17 protein-coding genes are annotated in these 16,344 nt (G+C 64.8%); 9 read left to right on the top strand and 8 right to left on the bottom strand.

Features of this window, described 5'->3' with window-relative positions:
* Positions 1–93: 93 nt before the first annotated feature.
* From AB3X98_RS28865 to AB3X98_RS28855, 3 genes are read left to right on the top strand one after another with little or no spacing between them, the layout of a single operon-like run.
* The gene (locus tag AB3X98_RS28865; protein WP_368603398.1) at positions 94–249 is read left to right on the top strand and encodes a hypothetical protein; all 156 of its coding nucleotides are present in this window, start codon (positions 94–96) and stop codon (positions 247–249) included.
* Between the two features lie 46 nt (positions 250–295).
* On the top strand, positions 296–958 hold the full coding sequence (locus tag AB3X98_RS28860) for a response regulator (protein ID WP_028203032.1): 663 nt from the start codon (positions 296–298) through the stop codon (positions 956–958).
* Positions 955–2,355 (top strand): ATP-binding protein, encoded by a 1,401-nt coding sequence (locus AB3X98_RS28855; protein WP_069266136.1) that lies wholly within the window; start codon positions 955–957, stop codon positions 2,353–2,355. The genes AB3X98_RS28860 and AB3X98_RS28855 overlap by 4 nt, the downstream gene beginning before the upstream one ends.
* Here AB3X98_RS28855 and ampC read toward each other — a convergent pair.
* The 5 genes from ampC to AB3X98_RS28830 form a co-directional block, all read right to left on the bottom strand.
* Positions 2,352–3,524, bottom strand: coding sequence for a class C beta-lactamase (ampC, locus tag AB3X98_RS28850; protein ID WP_368603397.1), 1,173 nt, complete (start codon positions 3,522–3,524; stop codon positions 2,352–2,354). The two genes, AB3X98_RS28855 and ampC, sit on opposite strands and share 4 nt — an antisense overlap.
* A gap of 88 nt (positions 3,525–3,612) precedes the next feature.
* The gene (locus AB3X98_RS28845; RefSeq protein WP_368603396.1) at positions 3,613–5,139 is read right to left on the bottom strand and encodes a cytosine permease; all 1,527 of its coding nucleotides are present in this window, start codon (positions 5,137–5,139) and stop codon (positions 3,613–3,615) included.
* Between the two features lie 160 nt (positions 5,140–5,299).
* The gene (locus AB3X98_RS28840; protein ID WP_342947089.1) at positions 5,300–6,229 is read right to left on the bottom strand and encodes a LysR family transcriptional regulator; all 930 of its coding nucleotides are present in this window, start codon (positions 6,227–6,229) and stop codon (positions 5,300–5,302) included.
* A gap of 12 nt (positions 6,230–6,241) precedes the next feature.
* Complete coding sequence (locus tag AB3X98_RS28835) at positions 6,242–7,675, bottom strand: NAD(P)/FAD-dependent oxidoreductase (protein WP_368603395.1); 1,434 nt, start codon at positions 7,673–7,675, stop codon at positions 6,242–6,244.
* Between the two features lie 68 nt (positions 7,676–7,743).
* Positions 7,744–8,088, bottom strand: a complete 345-nt coding sequence (locus AB3X98_RS28830) for a cupin domain-containing protein (protein ID WP_342947088.1) — start codon at positions 8,086–8,088, stop codon at positions 7,744–7,746.
* 165 nt (positions 8,089–8,253) lie between these two features.
* On the opposite strand from AB3X98_RS28830, the gene AB3X98_RS28825 reads away from it, so the two are divergent.
* The 6 genes from AB3X98_RS28825 (at position 8,254) to AB3X98_RS28800 (ending at position 13,651) form a co-directional block, all read left to right on the top strand.
* Positions 8,254–9,084 (top strand): helix-turn-helix transcriptional regulator, encoded by an 831-nt coding sequence (locus AB3X98_RS28825; protein ID WP_342947087.1) that lies wholly within the window; start codon positions 8,254–8,256, stop codon positions 9,082–9,084.
* Between the two features lie 138 nt (positions 9,085–9,222).
* Positions 9,223–10,173, top strand: a complete 951-nt coding sequence (gene speB / locus AB3X98_RS28820; RefSeq protein WP_368603394.1) for an agmatinase — start codon at positions 9,223–9,225, stop codon at positions 10,171–10,173.
* A gap of 18 nt (positions 10,174–10,191) precedes the next feature.
* Positions 10,192–11,691, top strand: coding sequence for an aldehyde dehydrogenase family protein (locus tag AB3X98_RS28815; protein WP_368603393.1), 1,500 nt, complete (start codon positions 10,192–10,194; stop codon positions 11,689–11,691).
* Complete coding sequence (locus AB3X98_RS28810; RefSeq protein ID WP_368603392.1) at positions 11,589–12,245, top strand: DUF2946 domain-containing protein; 657 nt, start codon at positions 11,589–11,591, stop codon at positions 12,243–12,245. Before AB3X98_RS28815 ends, AB3X98_RS28810 begins: the two co-directional genes overlap by 103 nt.
* Before the next feature lie 133 nt (positions 12,246–12,378).
* Positions 12,379–13,260 carry a hypothetical protein gene (locus tag AB3X98_RS28805; RefSeq protein ID WP_368603501.1) on the top strand — a complete coding sequence of 294 codons (882 nt, stop codon included), beginning with the start codon at positions 12,379–12,381 and terminating at the stop codon, positions 13,258–13,260.
* 28 nt (positions 13,261–13,288) lie between these two features.
* Entirely contained in the window at positions 13,289–13,651 is a 363-nt protein-coding gene (locus AB3X98_RS28800) for a copper resistance protein CopC (protein ID WP_069266144.1), read from the top strand.
* Positions 13,652–13,736: 85 nt separating this feature from the next.
* Here AB3X98_RS28800 and AB3X98_RS28795 read toward each other — a convergent pair whose 3' ends face one another.
* From AB3X98_RS28795 to AB3X98_RS28785, 3 genes are all read right to left on the bottom strand, one after another.
* Complete coding sequence (locus AB3X98_RS28795) at positions 13,737–13,961, bottom strand: hypothetical protein (RefSeq protein WP_342947083.1); 225 nt, start codon at positions 13,959–13,961, stop codon at positions 13,737–13,739.
* Between the two features lie 220 nt (positions 13,962–14,181).
* A complete protein-coding gene (locus tag AB3X98_RS28790; RefSeq protein ID WP_368603391.1) occupies positions 14,182–15,372 on the bottom strand; it encodes a porin in 1,191 nt (396 codons plus the stop codon).
* A gap of 119 nt (positions 15,373–15,491) precedes the next feature.
* Positions 15,492–16,286 (bottom strand): ABC transporter substrate-binding protein, encoded by a 795-nt coding sequence (locus tag AB3X98_RS28785; protein ID WP_368603390.1) that lies wholly within the window; start codon positions 16,284–16,286, stop codon positions 15,492–15,494.
* Between the last annotated feature and the right edge of the window lie 58 nt (positions 16,287–16,344).

The following is a 16,344-nucleotide window of genomic DNA, read 5'->3' as shown; positions in this document are numbered from 1 at the left end:
CGCTACGCATTCAACGCGCCTCTCTCCCAATCTTCATTCGAATCGCCGAAACCGGGCCACGTTGGCCCGGTTTGTTTTTTTACACGGGATGCCATGTCCGCCACCATCGTCCTCACGCTCGACGAAGTCTTCACGCTCTCGCGCAACGTGCTGCCGCAAGGCATGTCCGATGCGCGCGCCGAGCCCACGCTGCGCGATATCGCGCCCGGCGTGCTGGCCGTGGGAGCGTGCCGCTTAAGCACCGGTTAAGCCAGGATGAGCGACAATGTAAGGCTGGAAATTGGGGGAGCGAGCGATGCGCCTGTTGCTGGTGGAAGACGACGAAATGATTGCGGAAACGGTGCTCGACTCGATGCGCCGCGAGGGTCATGCCGTCGACTGGGCGCGCGACGGGCGGGAAGCGGAGCTTTCGCTCGACAACGACGTGTACGACCTCGTGCTGCTCGACCTCGGGCTGCCGAAGAAGGACGGGATCGAAGTGCTGAACGGCTACCGCCGCAAGGGCGGCGAAGCGGCCGTGCTGATCCTGACCGCGCGCGACTCGGTGACGGACCGCATCGCCGGGCTCGACGCCGGCGCCGACGATTACCTCATCAAGCCCTTCGATCTCGACGAACTGGCCGCCCGTACGCGCGCCATGCTCCGCCGCCGCACGGGCCAGAAACAGCCCGTCTACACGCACAGCGGCCTTGCGCTCGACCCCGCCGCGCACGAGGTGACGAAAGACGGCGAAAGCGTCGCGCTCGTGCCGCGCGAGTTCGCGCTGCTGCGCGTGCTCATCGAGCAGCCCGCGCGCGTCTTCACGAAGGCCGAACTCGAAGAGCGCATGTACGGCTGGGGCGAGGAAGTCGGCAGCAACGCGATCGAGGTGCACGTGCACAGCTTGCGCCGCAAGATCGGCACCGACCAGATCGTGACTGTGCGCGGCGTAGGTTACCGGCTCAAGAGATCGGAATGAACTCCATCCGCCGCCGCCTGCTGGGCTGGCTCATCTGCGGATTCGCGGCCGCCTCCATCGTGGCCGGCTTCGGCATTTTTCACAGCGCGCGTGAAGAAGCGGGCGAGCTCTTTGATTACGAGCTGCATGCCGTGGCGCAATCCATGCCCGCGAACGCCGCGATGGCGCGCGAGGTCGAGCAGTCCGGCCCCGGCTTCGACGAGATCGCCGACGACCGTATTCTCATCCAGATCTGGGACCACGACGGCAAGCTGGTTTACCGCTCGCAGGAAACGCCCGTGCTGCCGCGCCAGGCCACGGGCTTTCGCACCATCGAGCACGACGAGGTGCATTGGCGCGTGTACGGCATCGCGCAACCGGATCGCTTCGTTCAGGTGGCGCAGCCCATTTCCGTGCGCGACGGGCTGGCGCTGCATCTCGCGCTGCATACGTTGTGGCCGCTCGCACTGCTCGTGCCGGTGGCCATCGTGCTGCTGCTGTTCGTGGTGACGCGCGGGCTCGCGCCGGTGGGCGCGTTGTCGGCGCTGCTCGCTTCGCGCTCGGCGCATGAGCTGGAGCCGTTGCGCCTCGACGGCTCGGTGCCCGTCGAACTGCGCCCGCTCGTCGTCGCGCTCAACGATCTGCTGGACCGCCTGAATACGGCTTCGCAGGCGCAGCGCACCTTCATCGCCGACGCGGCGCACGAGCTGCGCTCGCCGCTCGCCGCGCTCAAGCTGCAATGGCAGGCGGCGCTGCACGACGGCACGCTCAACGGCGAGCCGCGTACGCTCGAGCGCATGCAAACGCGCCTGAACCGCACGATCCGCCTCGTGCAGCAACTGCTCACGCTTGCGCGCGAAGATGCGCAAGCGAGCACGCCCGCCACTGTCGTGAGCCTGCGTCGGCTCGGCGAGCAAGCCATCGGCGACTTCTCGCTGCTCGCGGAAGAGAAAGGCATCGACCTCGGCCTCGAGTCGCGGCCGCCCATCACGCCCAATTGCATCTGCAACGTGAACGCCGACGCGCACGGCCTGAACACCCTGCTGAACAACCTGCTCGACAACGCGATCCGCTACACGCCCTCAGGCGGCAAGATCGATCTCGTGCTCACGCGTTCGCAGGACACGCTCGGCTTCGAAGTCATCGATAACGGGCCCGGGATTCCCGAAGCCGATCTCGAGCGCGTGGTCGACCGCTTCTTTCGCGGCGATCATGCCCAGGGCACAGGCAGCGGGCTCGGTCTTTCGATCGTGGCGCGCATCGCGCAGCGTCATGGCCTGACGTTCACGCTGCGCAACAACCCGGGCGGGCGCGGTCTCACGGCGGCGGTGAGCGGGCTGCCTGTGCACGACAGCCCGGCGGCTAACACGAATGCGCCCGCCAGCCGAACCGCGCGGGCGACGAGCGATTCGGCCTAAGGTGCCGGCACGCCCTGCACCCGTTCCAGCACGCGATAGGCGAACCGCACGCGCGACTCGGTGGGGTGATTGCGGTTGGCGAGAATGACGATGGCCGTCTTGCGCGAAGGCTCGAACGCCAGATAGCCGCCAAAACCATTGGTCGCGCCCGTCTTGTCGAGCAACACGTCGGGCTGCGGCGGCAGCGGCGGAATCAACGCCGTGGCCGGGTTGTCCTCCAGCACCATCACGTTCGCGTTGCCTTTCACGAGATCGTTCAGGCCCACCGGCTGCGCGTACTGCTCCCATACGAGGTCCTGAACGAACGGCCCCGTGCGGAAATAGCCCACATGCGTGGCCTCCAGCGCGCGCTGCATCTCCGGTTCCACTTCGACCTGGCCCAGGTTCGCTTCGAGAAAGCGCAGCATGTCTCGCGTATCCGATTTCACGCCGTAGGCTTCGTCGGCTAGCACGCCGGGATGCAGACGCACCGGCGCGTTCTTGCTGTTGTAGCCCTGCGCATAGGCCGCGCGCTCCGCGGCCGGCACGCGGATGAACGTGTGCGTGAGCCCGAGCTTCGGAAAGAGCAGTGTCTCCACCGCATCCGGGTAGCTCATGCCGAGCTGCTGCGCCGCGATGCGCGCGAACATGCCGATGCTCGGGTTCGCGTAGGTGCGCTGCGTGCCAGCCGGATAACGCGGCCGCCATGCCTTGAGCCAAGCTGTCAGCTGCGCGTCGTTCGTGACTTCATCGGGCACCTGCAGCGGGAAGCCGCCGCCCGTGTGCGTACCGAGATTGACGAGCGTGAGCGCGCCGAATGGCGTGCCGCGCATCTCAGGCACATAGGTGCTCACCGGCGCATCGAGCGAGAGCTTGCCATTCACCTGCGCCCACCCGGCCAGGGTGGCGGCGAACGTCTTGCTCATCGAGCCGAGTTCGAACAGCGTTTCGTTCGTGACCGGCTCGCCCGTTTCCTTCGATGCGACGCCGAAGTTGTAGAAGCGCTCCGTGCCGTTCACGGCGACCCCGATCGCGAGACCGGGGATGCCGTTCTCGCGCATGAAGGCGAGCGCGGCTTCGCGTATCTGAGCGTCGCTGCCGGTGGCGGGTTCGGCGGCAAAGGCGGGACTGCTTATGGCGATGGCGAAGAGCAGGGCACCGGCACAGCCCCTTACGAGTGAACGAAGCAAGATCGCCTCCTTACGCGCTGCGCAAAGCCGTGATCTTACCCGCTCTCTGCGCAACGGCTCCCGGCGAAGCGACCTGGTGCTTGCCGACTTACTCGGCGTACTCCGGGCTGCGTTGCAGTTCACGCACTGCACCAGCCGCTTGCCTGCGCGCGCCGCCGCGCACGAAGCGGCGCCCTTCCCGGCCGTACACGGCATCCGGCTCGGGGAAGATCGTCAGCAGTACGACGTAGATCATGCCGCCCACCGCCAGCGAAACCGGCACGCTCAGATCGAGTCCACCCGCCAGCGAGCCAAGCGGACCGACGAATTGCCCCGGCAGATTCACGAACGAAAGACCGAGGAACGCCGCCGGCAGCCAGGCACCCATCGCGCGCAGATTCCAGCCGTGCGTGAACCAGTAGTGGCCGCCACGGCCGCCGCGATTGAAGACCTGGAGGTCATCGTTGAGATAGTGGCCGCGGCGCGTAACGAACCCGATCACCATGATCGCCATCCACGGGCAGCTGAACGTGCAGATGAGCGTGGAGAATGTCGAGACGCTTTCCACGAGATTGAACGCGAAGCGGCCGACGAAGATGAAGCCGATGGCCAGCGTGCCGATCAGCATGGTTGCACGCACGCGGTTCAGGAGCTTCGGGAACATGCTCGACATGTCGAGGCCGGTGCCATAGAGCGCGGTCGTGCCCGTGGACATGCCGCCGATGATCGCAATGAGGCAAGTAGGCAGCAGGAACCAGCGCGGCGACACGGCCAGCAGTCCGCCGACATAGTCGTTCGAGGCAATAAAGCTCGGCGCCTTCGTAGCGATGAGCGTAGCCGTGACGAGGCCGAAGAAGAATGGCACGAAAGTGGCGATCTGCGCGGCGAATACGGCGCCCATCACGCGGTGGCGCGGTGTGTGCTGCGGAATGTAGCGCGCCCAGTCGCCGAGCGTCGAGGCGAACGACACCGGGTTGCTCAATGCGACGAGCACGGCGCTCACGAAGGCCACCCAGAAACCCGCGCCGCCCTCATGCAGCGTGCCGGCGTAGTTGGGATCGAATGCGCCCGCGAACGCGAAGGCGCCCACCACGAACATGAGGCTCGCCGCCCATACGGCGATCTTGTTCACCCACAGCATGAAGCGAAAGCCGTAGATGCACACCACCACCACGAGCACGGCGAACACCATGTAAGCCGAGCTGAGTGTCCAGGCGTTGACCGGCACGCCGACCATGTCGTGCGCGCCGCCCACGAGTGCATCGCCCGAACTCCACACGGCGAGCGCGAAGAACGCGATCGATGTGAGCAGCGCGAGGAACGAGCCCACGATCCGCCCATGGATGCCGAAGTGCGCCCCCGACGAAACGGGATCGCTCGTGCCGTTGCGCGGACCGAACAGGCTCATGGGCGCGAGAATGCAGGTGCCGGCGAGCACGCCGAGCACGAGGGACCACACGCCCGCCTTGAACGAGAGGCCGACCAGCACCGGAAAGCTGCCCAGCACCGAGGTGGAGAAGGTATTGCAGCCGCCGAACAGCAGCCGGAAAAGATCGATGGGCCGCGCGTAGCGCGATGCATCGGGAATGCGTTCGAAACCGAATGTTTCGATCTGGGTAATGCTGTTATTGCTCATTGTCTCACTCCTTGCCGCGCTGATCTGGCTGCTTTTGCAACAACCGGCCAACGCACTATCAACGTCTCTCGCCCACTTTAATCGATGGCAGCGGGCTAATTATTCTGCATTCCATACGTTTACATCTTGCGCAGCCAATGTATGGCGCGCAGCGCTTCTTTCATTCAACCAGCGCTTCGGGCGCGGCGGCATGCTGCCCGTAGACGCCCAGCAGATCGTCGCAGAAGGCGCGCACGATGGGCTTTTCCGCCGCGCTGCGCTTGACGGCCAGATGCATCGGCACGTCGAAGCCGAACGTGGTGCGTCCGAGCGCCCGGATGAGGCCGCGTTGCTCGAACGGCTCGGCGTGATGCGCAGGCAGATAGCCGATATGGCTGCCCGAGAGGATCAGGACCGTGGCGGCGTCGATGCTGTCGGCAATCGCCGTCACCTGCCGGTCGCCGATACCGGCAAGCTCCTCCGGGATCGGATAGCTGCGCCAGACCCAGTCGTGCTCGCGCAGATCATCGACATTGACGTGCGGCGCATGATGGAACAGCGCGTGCCCGCGCCCGCAGCACAGCACCTGGCGCTCGCTGAACAGCTCGGTGTAGTCGAGGCCCGCCACGCGATGCCAGAAGTAGCCGATCGCAATGTCGAGGTGGTTGTTGACGAGGCTTTCTTCGAGTTCCTGCGGCGCCGCGACCTTCATCGTGAAACGCACGGCCTGATCGCGTTTGCGGAATGCGCCTATCGCTTCCGCGAGCCGCGCGTTCTCGACGTGCGAAGCCTGGCCAATCAGGCCGATGCCGAGCGTGCCGACGAGTTTTCGGTCAATATCGCGCACCCGCGCCACGAACTCGGTGGTGGCCGCAACGAGCGCGCGCGCCGAGGGCACGAAACGTTCGCCCTTCGACGTGAGACGAAAGCCGCCGCGTCCGCGCTCGCAGAGCTTGAAGCCCACGCGCGCCTCGAGCGCCGAGAGCTGCGTGCTGATGGTGGACTGCCGCACGCCTAGCGTCGCTTCGGCTGCCGTGATACCGCGCGCGTCCACCACGGCGAGAAACACGCGGATGAGCCGCAGGTCGAGATCGGAGGTATTGGAGAACATGCCGCTAGTCCCTCACATCGGAAATCCCATCGCCTTGATACCCTTGATCCATGCGCGCTTCCAGCCGCCTTCGGCATCGGCGCCGTCGAACGCATGGAACGTGACCTTGGCGGCCAGCCAGCGCACTGGCTCCGGCGGGATATAGGTCGGGCTCTGGTTGGCGATATCGAGCGCGCGCTCGGGGCTGTTGCGGTCGAACAGGATATTCAGGCCCATGAAGGCGCCGAAGCGGCTCGCCGCCACGCCAAAGCCCGTGTAACCCGCCACGAAAACAGCTTTGTCGTTCAGATAGCGCTTCGCGAATACGGAGCCGCGCGAGCAGTAGTCGATCGGGCCGCCCCATGCATGCGAGAAGCGCACGTCGGCAAGCTGCGGGAAGGTGCGGTAGAACGCCTGCGCGAGCCGATAGTAGGTCTCGGCCTTCTGGTCCTGCGCGGGATTCGGATCGCCGTCGAAGTGATAGCTCACGAGCCCGCCGAAGATGATGTTGTTGTTCTTCGTGAGGCGGAAGTAATTGAGCTGCGTGCGCGTGTCGTAAATGCCCTGGCGATGCTTCCAGCCGATACGCGCGAGCTGTTCTTCGGTGAGCGCTTCGGTGGCGAGCACGTGGTCGCGCACCTGCAGCACGCGCCGGTTGATATCGGGAATGCCGACCTTCGCCGTACCGCTGCCGAACACCACCCGCGGCGCGCGCACGCTGCCTTCGGGCGTCTTCACGTAAACAGTTTGGCCTTCGTCGATGACATCGATGAGCGGCGTGTGCTCGTAGAGCTTCACGCCGAGCGAAAGCGCCGCGCGTTTGAGGCCCCACGCGAGCTTGGCCGGATGCACGATGCCGCTGCGATTGCGCGACCACAGCGCGCCGGCGAACAACGGCGAATCGAGTTGCTCGCGCGTCGCTTTGCTGTCGAGCAGAACGACATCGTGCCCGTAGCGCTTGTGCAGTTCGTAGTCGCCGCGCAAGTGCTCGATATGCTCCGGATCGACCGCCACCGTCATTTCGCCGTTCCATTCGATGTCGGCGTCGATGTTGTAGCGCTTGAGCGTCTGCTCGAAGCCATCGAGGTTGTGATGACCGAATTCTTCGAGCTGCGCAATATCGTTGGGGAATACCCGTACGGCATTGGGCAGTCCATGCATCACCGAAGTCGAGATGATGCCGCCCGCGCGGCCCGACGCGCCGTGCGCGACCTTACCCGCCTCGATCAGCACGACGTTCAGATGCGGCATCTGCTCCCTGGCCTGCACGGCGGCCCATAACCCCGTGAAACCGCCGCCGACGATCAGCAGGTCGGCCTCGACGTTGGCGGTGAGCCTGGGCTCGGTCGGCGGCTCGGCGGGGTTGTCGAGCCAGTACGGAAAGAACCGTGTGCGCGAAAGCACCTCTTGCACGCTGAGCGTGGCTCCCGGGCGCGATTCGACTTCAACTTCTGCAGGGGTACTCATGATTGGCTTCACTGCGCGGAACGAGAGAAACAGAACCGCCTCCCGTTGAAGGCGGCTCGCCATGGTCCTTAGGCCTGTTCGAGCACGACGTAGAACTTCTTCGCGTCTTCGAGGGTTTCCCAGCGGCCTGCAAAGCCGGCGGGCAGCAGATAGCCCTGGCCGGCCGCAAATTCCTTGCGGGCGCCGTTCGCGTCGGTCAGGGCGATCTTGCCTTCCACGAGCCATACCGCTTCGTCGGCGGTCGTGGCCGGGAAGTCCACCGCGCCGACCTTGCCTTCCCACCAGCCGATCACGTAGTGATTGTTCTTGCCGACCGTGGCGCGCCAGTCGCTTTCGTCCATGCCGTATTCCAGTTTGGTGAATTCGCCGATGCCAGCGCCCAGCGGCACGATGTCCTGAATCAGTTTGCTCATTTGCGTCGCTTCCAGTTGATTGAGTGACGCCAAAGTTACCGACTCGCGCGGTTGCGGTATGCCCCCCCTCAGGGGGGGCAAGCGGTATTTTGCTGCGTGATTTGGGCATTTTGGGGGCCAATAGCGTTCGGCTATAATCAATCAGCCATTATGAATGGGCGTGCCATGCTGCTCAACGTCCCCCCGCTGAACCGCGACCAACCGAACTTTCCGCTCTCGTTCAAGACCCTCGGCAACGTGATCGAGGCCGTCGGCACGCCCGATTTCGTGCCGCGTCTCACGCTGCTGCTCAACGAGGTCGTGCCGGTCAATGTCGTGCATATCGAACGTTCGCGCGCGGACAACACGATGCCCACGGGCTATCGCTGCGAATGGATCGGCAGTGGCGGGGTCGGAATGGATTCGGGCGCGATCTCGGACGTGATGACGCTCTACTACGACCGCTTCTACGAAAGCGATCCGCTCTTCGCGGGCATTCGCGGCAAGCTCGGCACGATGCTGGTGGTGCGCGACATCGGCGCGATGCCGCCGGGCGAATTCCGCCAGCGGCTCTTCGACGAGGCGCGCATTGCCCACGAATGCGTGCTCGCTCGCGGCACCCGCCACGCGCAGGACTCCATCGCGCTCGAACGCGGGCTGCGCGAACCGCCGTTTACGCTCATGGAAATGAACCGTTTTCGCAGCGTGAGCGAGTTTCTGTTTCCACTGCTCGAATTGCACGCCTCCACGAGCGCGGCCCGGCGCATCGCCCATGCGGCTCCGTTCATGCATCCGCTCGCGCAGTTCGACGCACGCCTTGCGGCCGACAACGTGCGCCTGTCCAAGCGCGAATACGAAACCTGTGCGCACCTCATCACCGGCAAGACCGTGCCCGAAGCCGCGCAGATCCTGGGCGTGCAGGTGGCCACCGCCGAGTCGTACGTGAAGCGCGCCTTCGCGAAACTGGGCGTGCGCACCAAGCGCGAACTGATCGCCTGGGGCCACGCCGCGGTTTAGTCAGGCTGGTCGGCCTGTTAAGGACCCGCATACATCGATTTCCATCGATGTAAACATCTCAACTTCAATATTTGGCCGCGCGGGATCTCCCCTACCATCGCCCGATCGATTTGACTCTAACGATCGGAGACACACCAGATGGAACGCCAGTTCAACCAACCGCAGGGCGGCAACGAGATGCCGCGATTCGGCGGCATCGCCACGATGATGCGCCTGCCGCAGGCCGAGACCACCGAGGGCCTCGACGTCTGCTTCGTGGGCGTGCCGCTCGATATCGGCACCTCGAATCGCTCCGGCACGCGCTTCGGGCCGCGCCAGATCCGCTCGGAATCGGTGCTGCTGCGCCCGTACAACATGGCCACGCGCGCGGCGCCGTTCGATTCGCTGCAGGTGGCCGATATCGGTGACGTCGCAACGAATCCGTATGACCTGAAGGATTCGATTCGTCTGATCGAAGCGGCCTACGACCGCATCGTCGAAACGGGCTGCCGCCCGATCACGCTCGGCGGCGACCACACGATCGCGTGGCCGATCCTGCGCGCGCTGCACAAGAAATACGGCAAGGTCGCCGTCGTCCACATCGACGCTCACGCCGATGTGAACGACACCATGTTCGGTGAAAAGATCGCGCACGGCACGCCGTTTCGCCGCGCCGTCGAAGATGGCCTCCTGCAATGCGACAAGGTCACGCAAATCGGCCTGCGCGGCACCGGCTATCACGCAGAAGACTTCGACTGGTGCCGCAAGCAGGGTTTCACCGTCGTGCAGGCCGAAGCCTGCTGGAACCGCTCGCTCGCGCCGCTCATGGAAGAGGTGCGCGAGCGCGTGGGCGACGCGCCCGTGTACCTGAGCTTCGATATCGACGGGCTCGATCCCGCCTTCGCGCCCGGCACCGGCACGCCCGAAATCGGCGGCCTCACCGTGCACCAGGGCCTCGAAATCGTGCGCGGCATGAAGGGGCTCAACGTAGTGGGCGCCGATCTCGTCGAAGTCTCGCCGCCGTACGACCAGGCCGGCACGACCGCGCTCGTGGGCGCGAATCTCGCCTTCGAAATGCTTTGCATCATGCCCGGCGTGGCTTACCGCTAGGGCGCGAGGAGACACCTCATGGCTACGAATAATGAACGTCAAATCGCCGAACGTCGGATCGACGGCGAAGCCTTCGTGCTGCCCGCCGCAACGATTGCGGGCGAAACCTTTTGCGCCGCGGACAGCGAAGTGTGCTCGCGCATCTGCAATGCGACCACGGGCGAAACGATCGGCTGGCAGGAGCACGCGACGGCCGCGATGGTCGATCGGGCCGTGCACGCCGCACACGATGCGCTCATCGCGTGGCGGCACACCACACCGGCCGCGCGCGGCAAGCTGCTGCGCAAGATCGCCGAACTGGTGGAAGCCGACCGCGCACGCCTCGCTGCCATGCAGATGCAGGTGAGCGGCAAGCCGCCGTTCGAAGCAGACCTCGACGTGAGCGACGCCGTCGCGACGTTCAACTACTACGCCAGCCTCTGCGATGACGCCTCGGCGTTCGCCGTCGAAGCGGTCGCGGTGCCGGACGATGCGCTGCTGGCCGAACGCGTGCACGAACCCGTCGGCGTCGCGGCGCTGATCGTGCCGTGGAATTTCCCGATGGTCACGACGGCGTGGAAACTCGCACCCGCGCTGGCCGCGGGCTGCACGGTCGTCATCAAGCCTTCGGAACTCACCTCGCCCACCGAGCACATGCTCGCCGCAATCGTGAGCGAAGCGGGCGTGCCCGATGGTGTCGTGAACGTGGTCAACGGCGGCGGCGACGTCGGCGCGTGGCTGACGACGCATCCGCTCGTCGACAAGATCTCGTTCACCGGCAGCACGGCTTCGGGCCGCAAGGTCATGCAGGCCGCCGCGCAGGACATGAAGCGCCTCACGCTCGAACTGGGCGGCAAATCCGCGCTGATCGTGCGCGAAGACGCCGACGTGGCGCAGGCCGTCTCGCTCGCGGTGGGCGGCGCGTTCACCAACGCCGGGCAGATGTGCTCGGCCACCGCGCGTATCCTCGTGCACGACAACGTGTATCGCAAGTTCATGGCCGCGTTCGAGACCGCGGTGCGAGCCGTCGTGGTCGCGCCGCCTCAAGGTGCGGACGCGGCAATGGGACCGCTCATCAGCGCGGCCCAACACGCGCGCGTGGCCGCCCTTGTGGCGCAAGGCGTCGAAGCGGGCGCACAGATTGCGTTCGCGGGGAAACTCGATCCCGCCTGCGCCGATGGCTTCTTCATGGCGCCCGTCGTCATCGCGGAGCCCGCGGCGGACAACGTGCTGTGGACCGACGAAGTTTTCGGACCGGTCGCGTGCGTGAAGTCTTTCCGTTCGGATGACGAAGCAATCGCACTCGCCAACGATACACGTTACGGACTGGTCGCCACGGTCGTGACGCGCGACGAAAAGGCCGCGCGACGCTACAAGGCGCAGTTGCGCGCCGGGCTCGTCTGGGTGAACACCCCGCAACTGATCTTCCCGCAAGTGTGCTGGGGCGGCTTCGGCCTGAGCGGCATCGGCCGCGAACTGGGCGTCGCGGGCTTGCGCAGCTACCAGGAATTGCGTCACACAGTCGGCCTGCGCGGCTGATCGCTTCAAGGCACTTTCGTGCCGGCTTCACGCGGGCTCGATCGCGGCCCCGCACGCCACGTGCGCGGCCGCGACGCCTTGACGGGCGGCGCTGCCGTAAGCCGCGCGGCGGGGATGGCGGCTCGCGTGGCATAATCGCCGCACTATTTCCGCCACTTCACGCCGTGCGCCGATTCCATCTCAGGCTGGGCAGTCTACTGGGGACCCTTGCGCTCCTCATGGCGACGCTCGCGCCCGTGGTTTCGCACCTGCTTGCCGCCCAGGCCATGCAGATGGCGTCCGGCACGGTGGAACGCGCGCCCTGCGGCATGCCTTCGATGGAGCATCACGTTCACGGCGCGAGCGGCACAGCGGGCACGCACGCAACGTCGGGCGACATGCAGGACTGCGGCTATTGCAGCTTCTTCGCGCACCTGCCCGTCGTGTCCGGCGTACCTGTGGCGCTATTCGTCGTCGGCCGGCTCGTGCAAGCGCGCATCGCGGCGCAGTTCGAAAGCGTTCGCCTCGTCGCGCCCGCGGGCCACATCCACGCACGCGCCCCACCCCTGTCCTGACTGGCTCGACCATGCCAATCCCGGCCGACGCGCCCAGCGTGTCGCCGGGTCTGCCCGCGCGCCGCCGAAGCTCGCGCGCGTGCCTCGCTCCTCGACAGGACAACTCATGTCTGACCAATCGCCTTCCAGCCGCATGGCGCCGGGCGTTCTTGCCAACCTTCGCACACTCGGTCGACTCGTCGGCTGCGCGCTGCTGCTCGGACCGTGCGTGGCCCATGCACACGCCATCGCGGGCGACCGCGTTTTCCCCTCCACGCTCTCCGTCGACGACCCGGGCGTGGGCGACGAAGCCAACCTCGAATTCGGGCACCAGCGCGTGCCGGCTGACGCCGGCGACCAGAGCATCAACACCTTCCGCTTCGAGTACGACAAGCTCATCACGCCGCGGCTCGCGTTCTCGGTGGACGGCGGCTACGTCATGCAGAACAACCCCACCGCGCGCGGCTTCGACAACTTCGGCGTGGGGCTCAAGTACCTGCTCTACGTGAACGATGCGCATGAATTCATGACCTCGGTCGGCGTGAACGCCGAACTCGGCGGCACCGGCAGCCGGGCGATCGCCAACAACTTCTCGACGATCTCGCCCACGGTCTTCGCCGGCAAGGGCATGGGCGATCTGCCCGACTCGCTCGCCTGGCTGCGGCCCATCGCCATCACCGGAGAAGCGGGACCGTCGTTCACGACCGGAGGCGGGCAGCCGAACTCGTTCGACTATGGCTTCACGTTCCAGTACAGCCTGCCCTACCTGCAGCAGCACGTGCACGACCTCGGCTTGCCGCAGCCGTTTTCCAACCTCATCCCGCTGGTCGAAGTGCCCCTCTCGCGCAGCCAGGGACAAACGACCGGGACCGTCAACCCCGGCTTCATCTGGATGAACCGTTACGGCCAGCTCGGCATCGAAGCGCAGATCCCGATCAACCGGGCGAGCGGCTCGCACGTCGGCATCCTCGCGCAGGTGCACATTTTCTTCGACGATGTCGCGCCACGCACGATCGGCAAGCCGCTGTTCCAGTAAGCCAGCACATTCACACAGGAATATCGCCATGAAACTCGCTACTTTGCGCACGGCTGTTGCCTCGATCGCGCTGCTCGCCGCCCACCTCGCATGGGCGCACGCCTATCCGAAGCATCAGGAACCGCCCGCGGGATCGACCGCGCCGGCCACGCTCAACGCGGTCGTGATCGACTTCGACGATGGGCTCGAGCCCGCGTTCAGCTCCATCGACGTGACCGATGCGCAGGGCAAATCCGTCATTCGCGAGAAGGCCAAGGTCGATGCGGGCAACAGCAAGCGCATGTCGGTTGCGCTGAACGCGCTGACGCCCGGCAAGTATTCGGTGGTGTGGGTCGCCGTTGCCGCCGATGGGCATCGCACGACCGGACATTACTCGTTCGATGTGAAGTGAACGGGTAACGACGAGATGAGGCCATGCTGCGATTTCTTGCGCTTTCGCAGCGTGGCTCTTCGTGGTTATCCGGCGGGGTGCCGGCTCAATGCGGCGTGGTTGTGGTAAAGGCTTCGGGCGAGCCGTTCAAGGCGTCGTACAGATCCCCAACGGGCAAGTCGCCGATTTCGTTGTGGATATAGGCGTTAAACGCGCGGTCGTAGAGCGCACGCCCGGCGTCGGTTTCCATCGTCATGTCGAAGCCGTTGAGAACCAGACCGGCGATCTCGTCGGCTTCGAGCAGGATGTGTTCAGCTTTCTTTCGTTCCATGGTAGTGCTCCGGTACTGCAGGATCAGGCAATTTTAAAGGGAACGGCCCAAAAATGCTGGAGAAAAAAACGGGGGCGATTCGGTTTCGTTCCCGCGATGCGGCATATGCCGACGCGCCACAATACTTAGTTATCCGATTAATTTTCGAAACCTGAGTCTTTCATAAAATCACCATGGGCGGCGCTCAGACCGTGCAGAGCGCCGCGTGCAGGCTACGACGTCAGAAGCTGTGACGAATGGCGGCACGTACCACGACCTGGCGGGAAGTGGACGAGAGATCCTGCGCGCCGGGCACATAAGCCTGGTCGAGCGACGAGCCGGTCTTGTCGCCCCCCACGAGCTGGAATGCGCCCTGCAGATACACGTCCGTGCGTTTCGAGAGGTTGTAGTCGGCCATCACGCCCACGGAGTGGATCGATGGCTTCACGCTGCCTGTCGTCGCGTCGTAGTGTACGAGCGTGTAGACATAGTCCGCTCCGACGTAGAAAGCCGGCGTAAGCTGATACTTGCCGTTCACCTCGAAGTTCTGATACCTGAGCGACGTCACCCGGCCGCCGGCGAGCGGCCCCGTCACCGGCTGGATCGTCTCGTCACCGGTGAGATACCCGACGTTCGCCACAGGCTGGCCGATGTACGTATTGGTGTACGCGAAGCCGACCGTTGCCGAGCCCGCTGTGTAGCTCACGCCAGCGCCGAAAATCTGCAGACGCGACGAAGAGAAATTGCCGTCCGCGCCGTTCGTACTGCTCGCGCCCGCAATCGCGCCGCCCGAGGTCAGCGCGGGGTTGCTGGCGTTCAGGTAGGCCGCGGCGATGACCCAGTCGCCCACCGTGTATTGCGCCCCCACGCTCACCGCGCGGTTGTTCGCGAAGTTCGTGTCGTTGCTGAAGCCATACGTGCCGCCGAACGAGAAGCCGCCGAACGTCGGACTCGCGTATTTGATCGTGTTGTTCAGGCGAAAGGTATTGTCGGTATTGTCGTTGTCGTAGGGGTGCGAAAACAGGTAGCCGCCCCAGTTGCCGTTCGCCGTCGTCTGCGCGAGATAGTCCACCACGGCGTCGTACTGACGCCCGAACGTGAGCGTGCCGTAGCGTTCATTGGCGAGACCAATGTACGCCTGGCGTCCGAAGGCTCGGCCGCCTTGTGCCAGCGTCCCGTTGCTCGCATTGAAGCCGCTTTCGATCTGAAAGACCGCGCTGTTGCCGCCGCCCAGGTCTTCAGTGCCCTTCAGGCCCCAGCGGCTGCCTTGGGCGTAGCCGCTCGTCATTTCGTAGACGGCGTGACCGCCGACATTGTTCGTATAGTCTATGCCCTCATCGATCAAACCGTACAGGGTCACGCTGCTTTGCGCAAAGGCTGGCGCCACCGCACCGCACAGCGCCATGACGCAAACGATCTTCCTCTTGCTCATATGTCTTCCGTTTTTATAAGTCATACTTACTATCAGGTGAATACATAGCCCTCTTATTCTCACGATGGCGGATCGCATGCCTTGCGCCCGCCCTGGTCAATTGCACGACCTGTCCAGAGTTATTTCGCGCCGTAAATATCGAAGTCGAAGTACTTCTTGTTGATACGCGCGTAAGTGCCGTTTGCGAGAATGTCGGCGAGCGCGCCGTTGAAGGCTTCGCGCAGTTCGGTGTCCTGCTTGCGCAGGCCGAGACCGTCGCCCTGACCAAAGAATTTCGGGTCGTCGATGGCCTGGCCCGCGAACGTGAAGTCCTTGCCTTCAGGGCGCTTCAGAAAGCCGTCGCTTGCGGCGATCGACGCCTGAAACGCGGCATCCAGGCGGCCCGACGTCAAATCGGTATAGACCTGGTCCTGGTTTTGATAGGGGACGATCTCCACGCCCGCGGGCTGCCACTTCGCGCGCGCGTAATCTTCCTGACTCGTGCCCTGCTCCACGCCCACGCGCTTGCCCTTGAGCGAAGCTGCATCGGGCAGGAGCGGCGAGCCGCGGCGCACGACGAGCCGCGCGGGCGCATTCGAGATCTTGTTCGTGAAGGCGATCTGCTCCGCGCGCTTGGGCGTGATCGTCATCGACGAAGAGATGACATCGAACTTGCGCGCGATGAGGCCTGGAATCATGCCGTCGAAGCTCGTTTCCACCCATACGCAATGCGCGTTCAGTTGCGCGCACAACGCATTGGCAATGTCCACGCCGAAGCCCGTGAGCTTGCCGTCCGGCGTTTTGTATTCGAGCGGCGGGTAAGTGGGATCGACCGCGAGCCGGATCTCCCGGCCCTTCAGGTCCACCGCGTGCGCCTGCCCCGCCGTTGCCGCCGCAGCGAGCGCCAGTGAGAGCGCCATCGTCCATTGCTTCATTTGCCCGTCTCCTTCGTGTCGTTTCGGTTGTTTCAATTGCTTCGGTGGTTTCTGCGAT

This window comes from Paraburkholderia sp. BR14312 (genome assembly GCF_040948675.1).
Taxonomy (GTDB): domain Bacteria; phylum Pseudomonadota; class Gammaproteobacteria; order Burkholderiales; family Burkholderiaceae; genus Paraburkholderia; species Paraburkholderia nodosa_A.
This window is presented reverse-complemented; position numbering and strand designations above follow the sequence as displayed.

Coding starts and splice junctions, on each gene's coding strand:
- AB3X98_RS28865 (WP_368603398.1), top strand. CDS start 94: ATGTCCGCCACCATCGTCCTCACGCTCGACGAAGTCTTCACGCTCTCG.
- AB3X98_RS28860 (WP_028203032.1), top strand. CDS start 296: ATGCGCCTGTTGCTGGTGGAAGACGACGAAATGATTGCGGAAACGGTG.
- AB3X98_RS28855 (WP_069266136.1), top strand. CDS start 955: ATGAACTCCATCCGCCGCCGCCTGCTGGGCTGGCTCATCTGCGGATTC.
- AB3X98_RS28845 (WP_368603396.1), bottom strand. CDS start 5,139: ATGAGCAATAACAGCATTACCCAGATCGAAACATTCGGTTTCGAACGC.
- AB3X98_RS28840 (WP_342947089.1), bottom strand. CDS start 6,229: ATGTTCTCCAATACCTCCGATCTCGACCTGCGGCTCATCCGCGTGTTT.
- AB3X98_RS28835 (WP_368603395.1), bottom strand. CDS start 7,675: ATGAGTACCCCTGCAGAAGTTGAAGTCGAATCGCGCCCGGGAGCCACG.
- AB3X98_RS28830 (WP_342947088.1), bottom strand. CDS start 8,088: ATGAGCAAACTGATTCAGGACATCGTGCCGCTGGGCGCTGGCATCGGC.
- AB3X98_RS28825 (WP_342947087.1), top strand. CDS start 8,254: ATGCTGCTCAACGTCCCCCCGCTGAACCGCGACCAACCGAACTTTCCG.
- speB (WP_368603394.1), top strand. CDS start 9,223: ATGGAACGCCAGTTCAACCAACCGCAGGGCGGCAACGAGATGCCGCGA.
- AB3X98_RS28815 (WP_368603393.1), top strand. CDS start 10,192: ATGGCTACGAATAATGAACGTCAAATCGCCGAACGTCGGATCGACGGC.
- AB3X98_RS28805 (WP_368603501.1), top strand. CDS start 12,379: ATGGCGCCGGGCGTTCTTGCCAACCTTCGCACACTCGGTCGACTCGTC.
- AB3X98_RS28800 (WP_069266144.1), top strand. CDS start 13,289: ATGAAACTCGCTACTTTGCGCACGGCTGTTGCCTCGATCGCGCTGCTC.
- AB3X98_RS28795 (WP_342947083.1), bottom strand. CDS start 13,961: ATGGAACGAAAGAAAGCTGAACACATCCTGCTCGAAGCCGACGAGATC.
- AB3X98_RS28790 (WP_368603391.1), bottom strand. CDS start 15,372: ATGAGCAAGAGGAAGATCGTTTGCGTCATGGCGCTGTGCGGTGCGGTG.
- AB3X98_RS28785 (WP_368603390.1), bottom strand. CDS start 16,286: ATGAAGCAATGGACGATGGCGCTCTCACTGGCGCTCGCTGCGGCGGCA.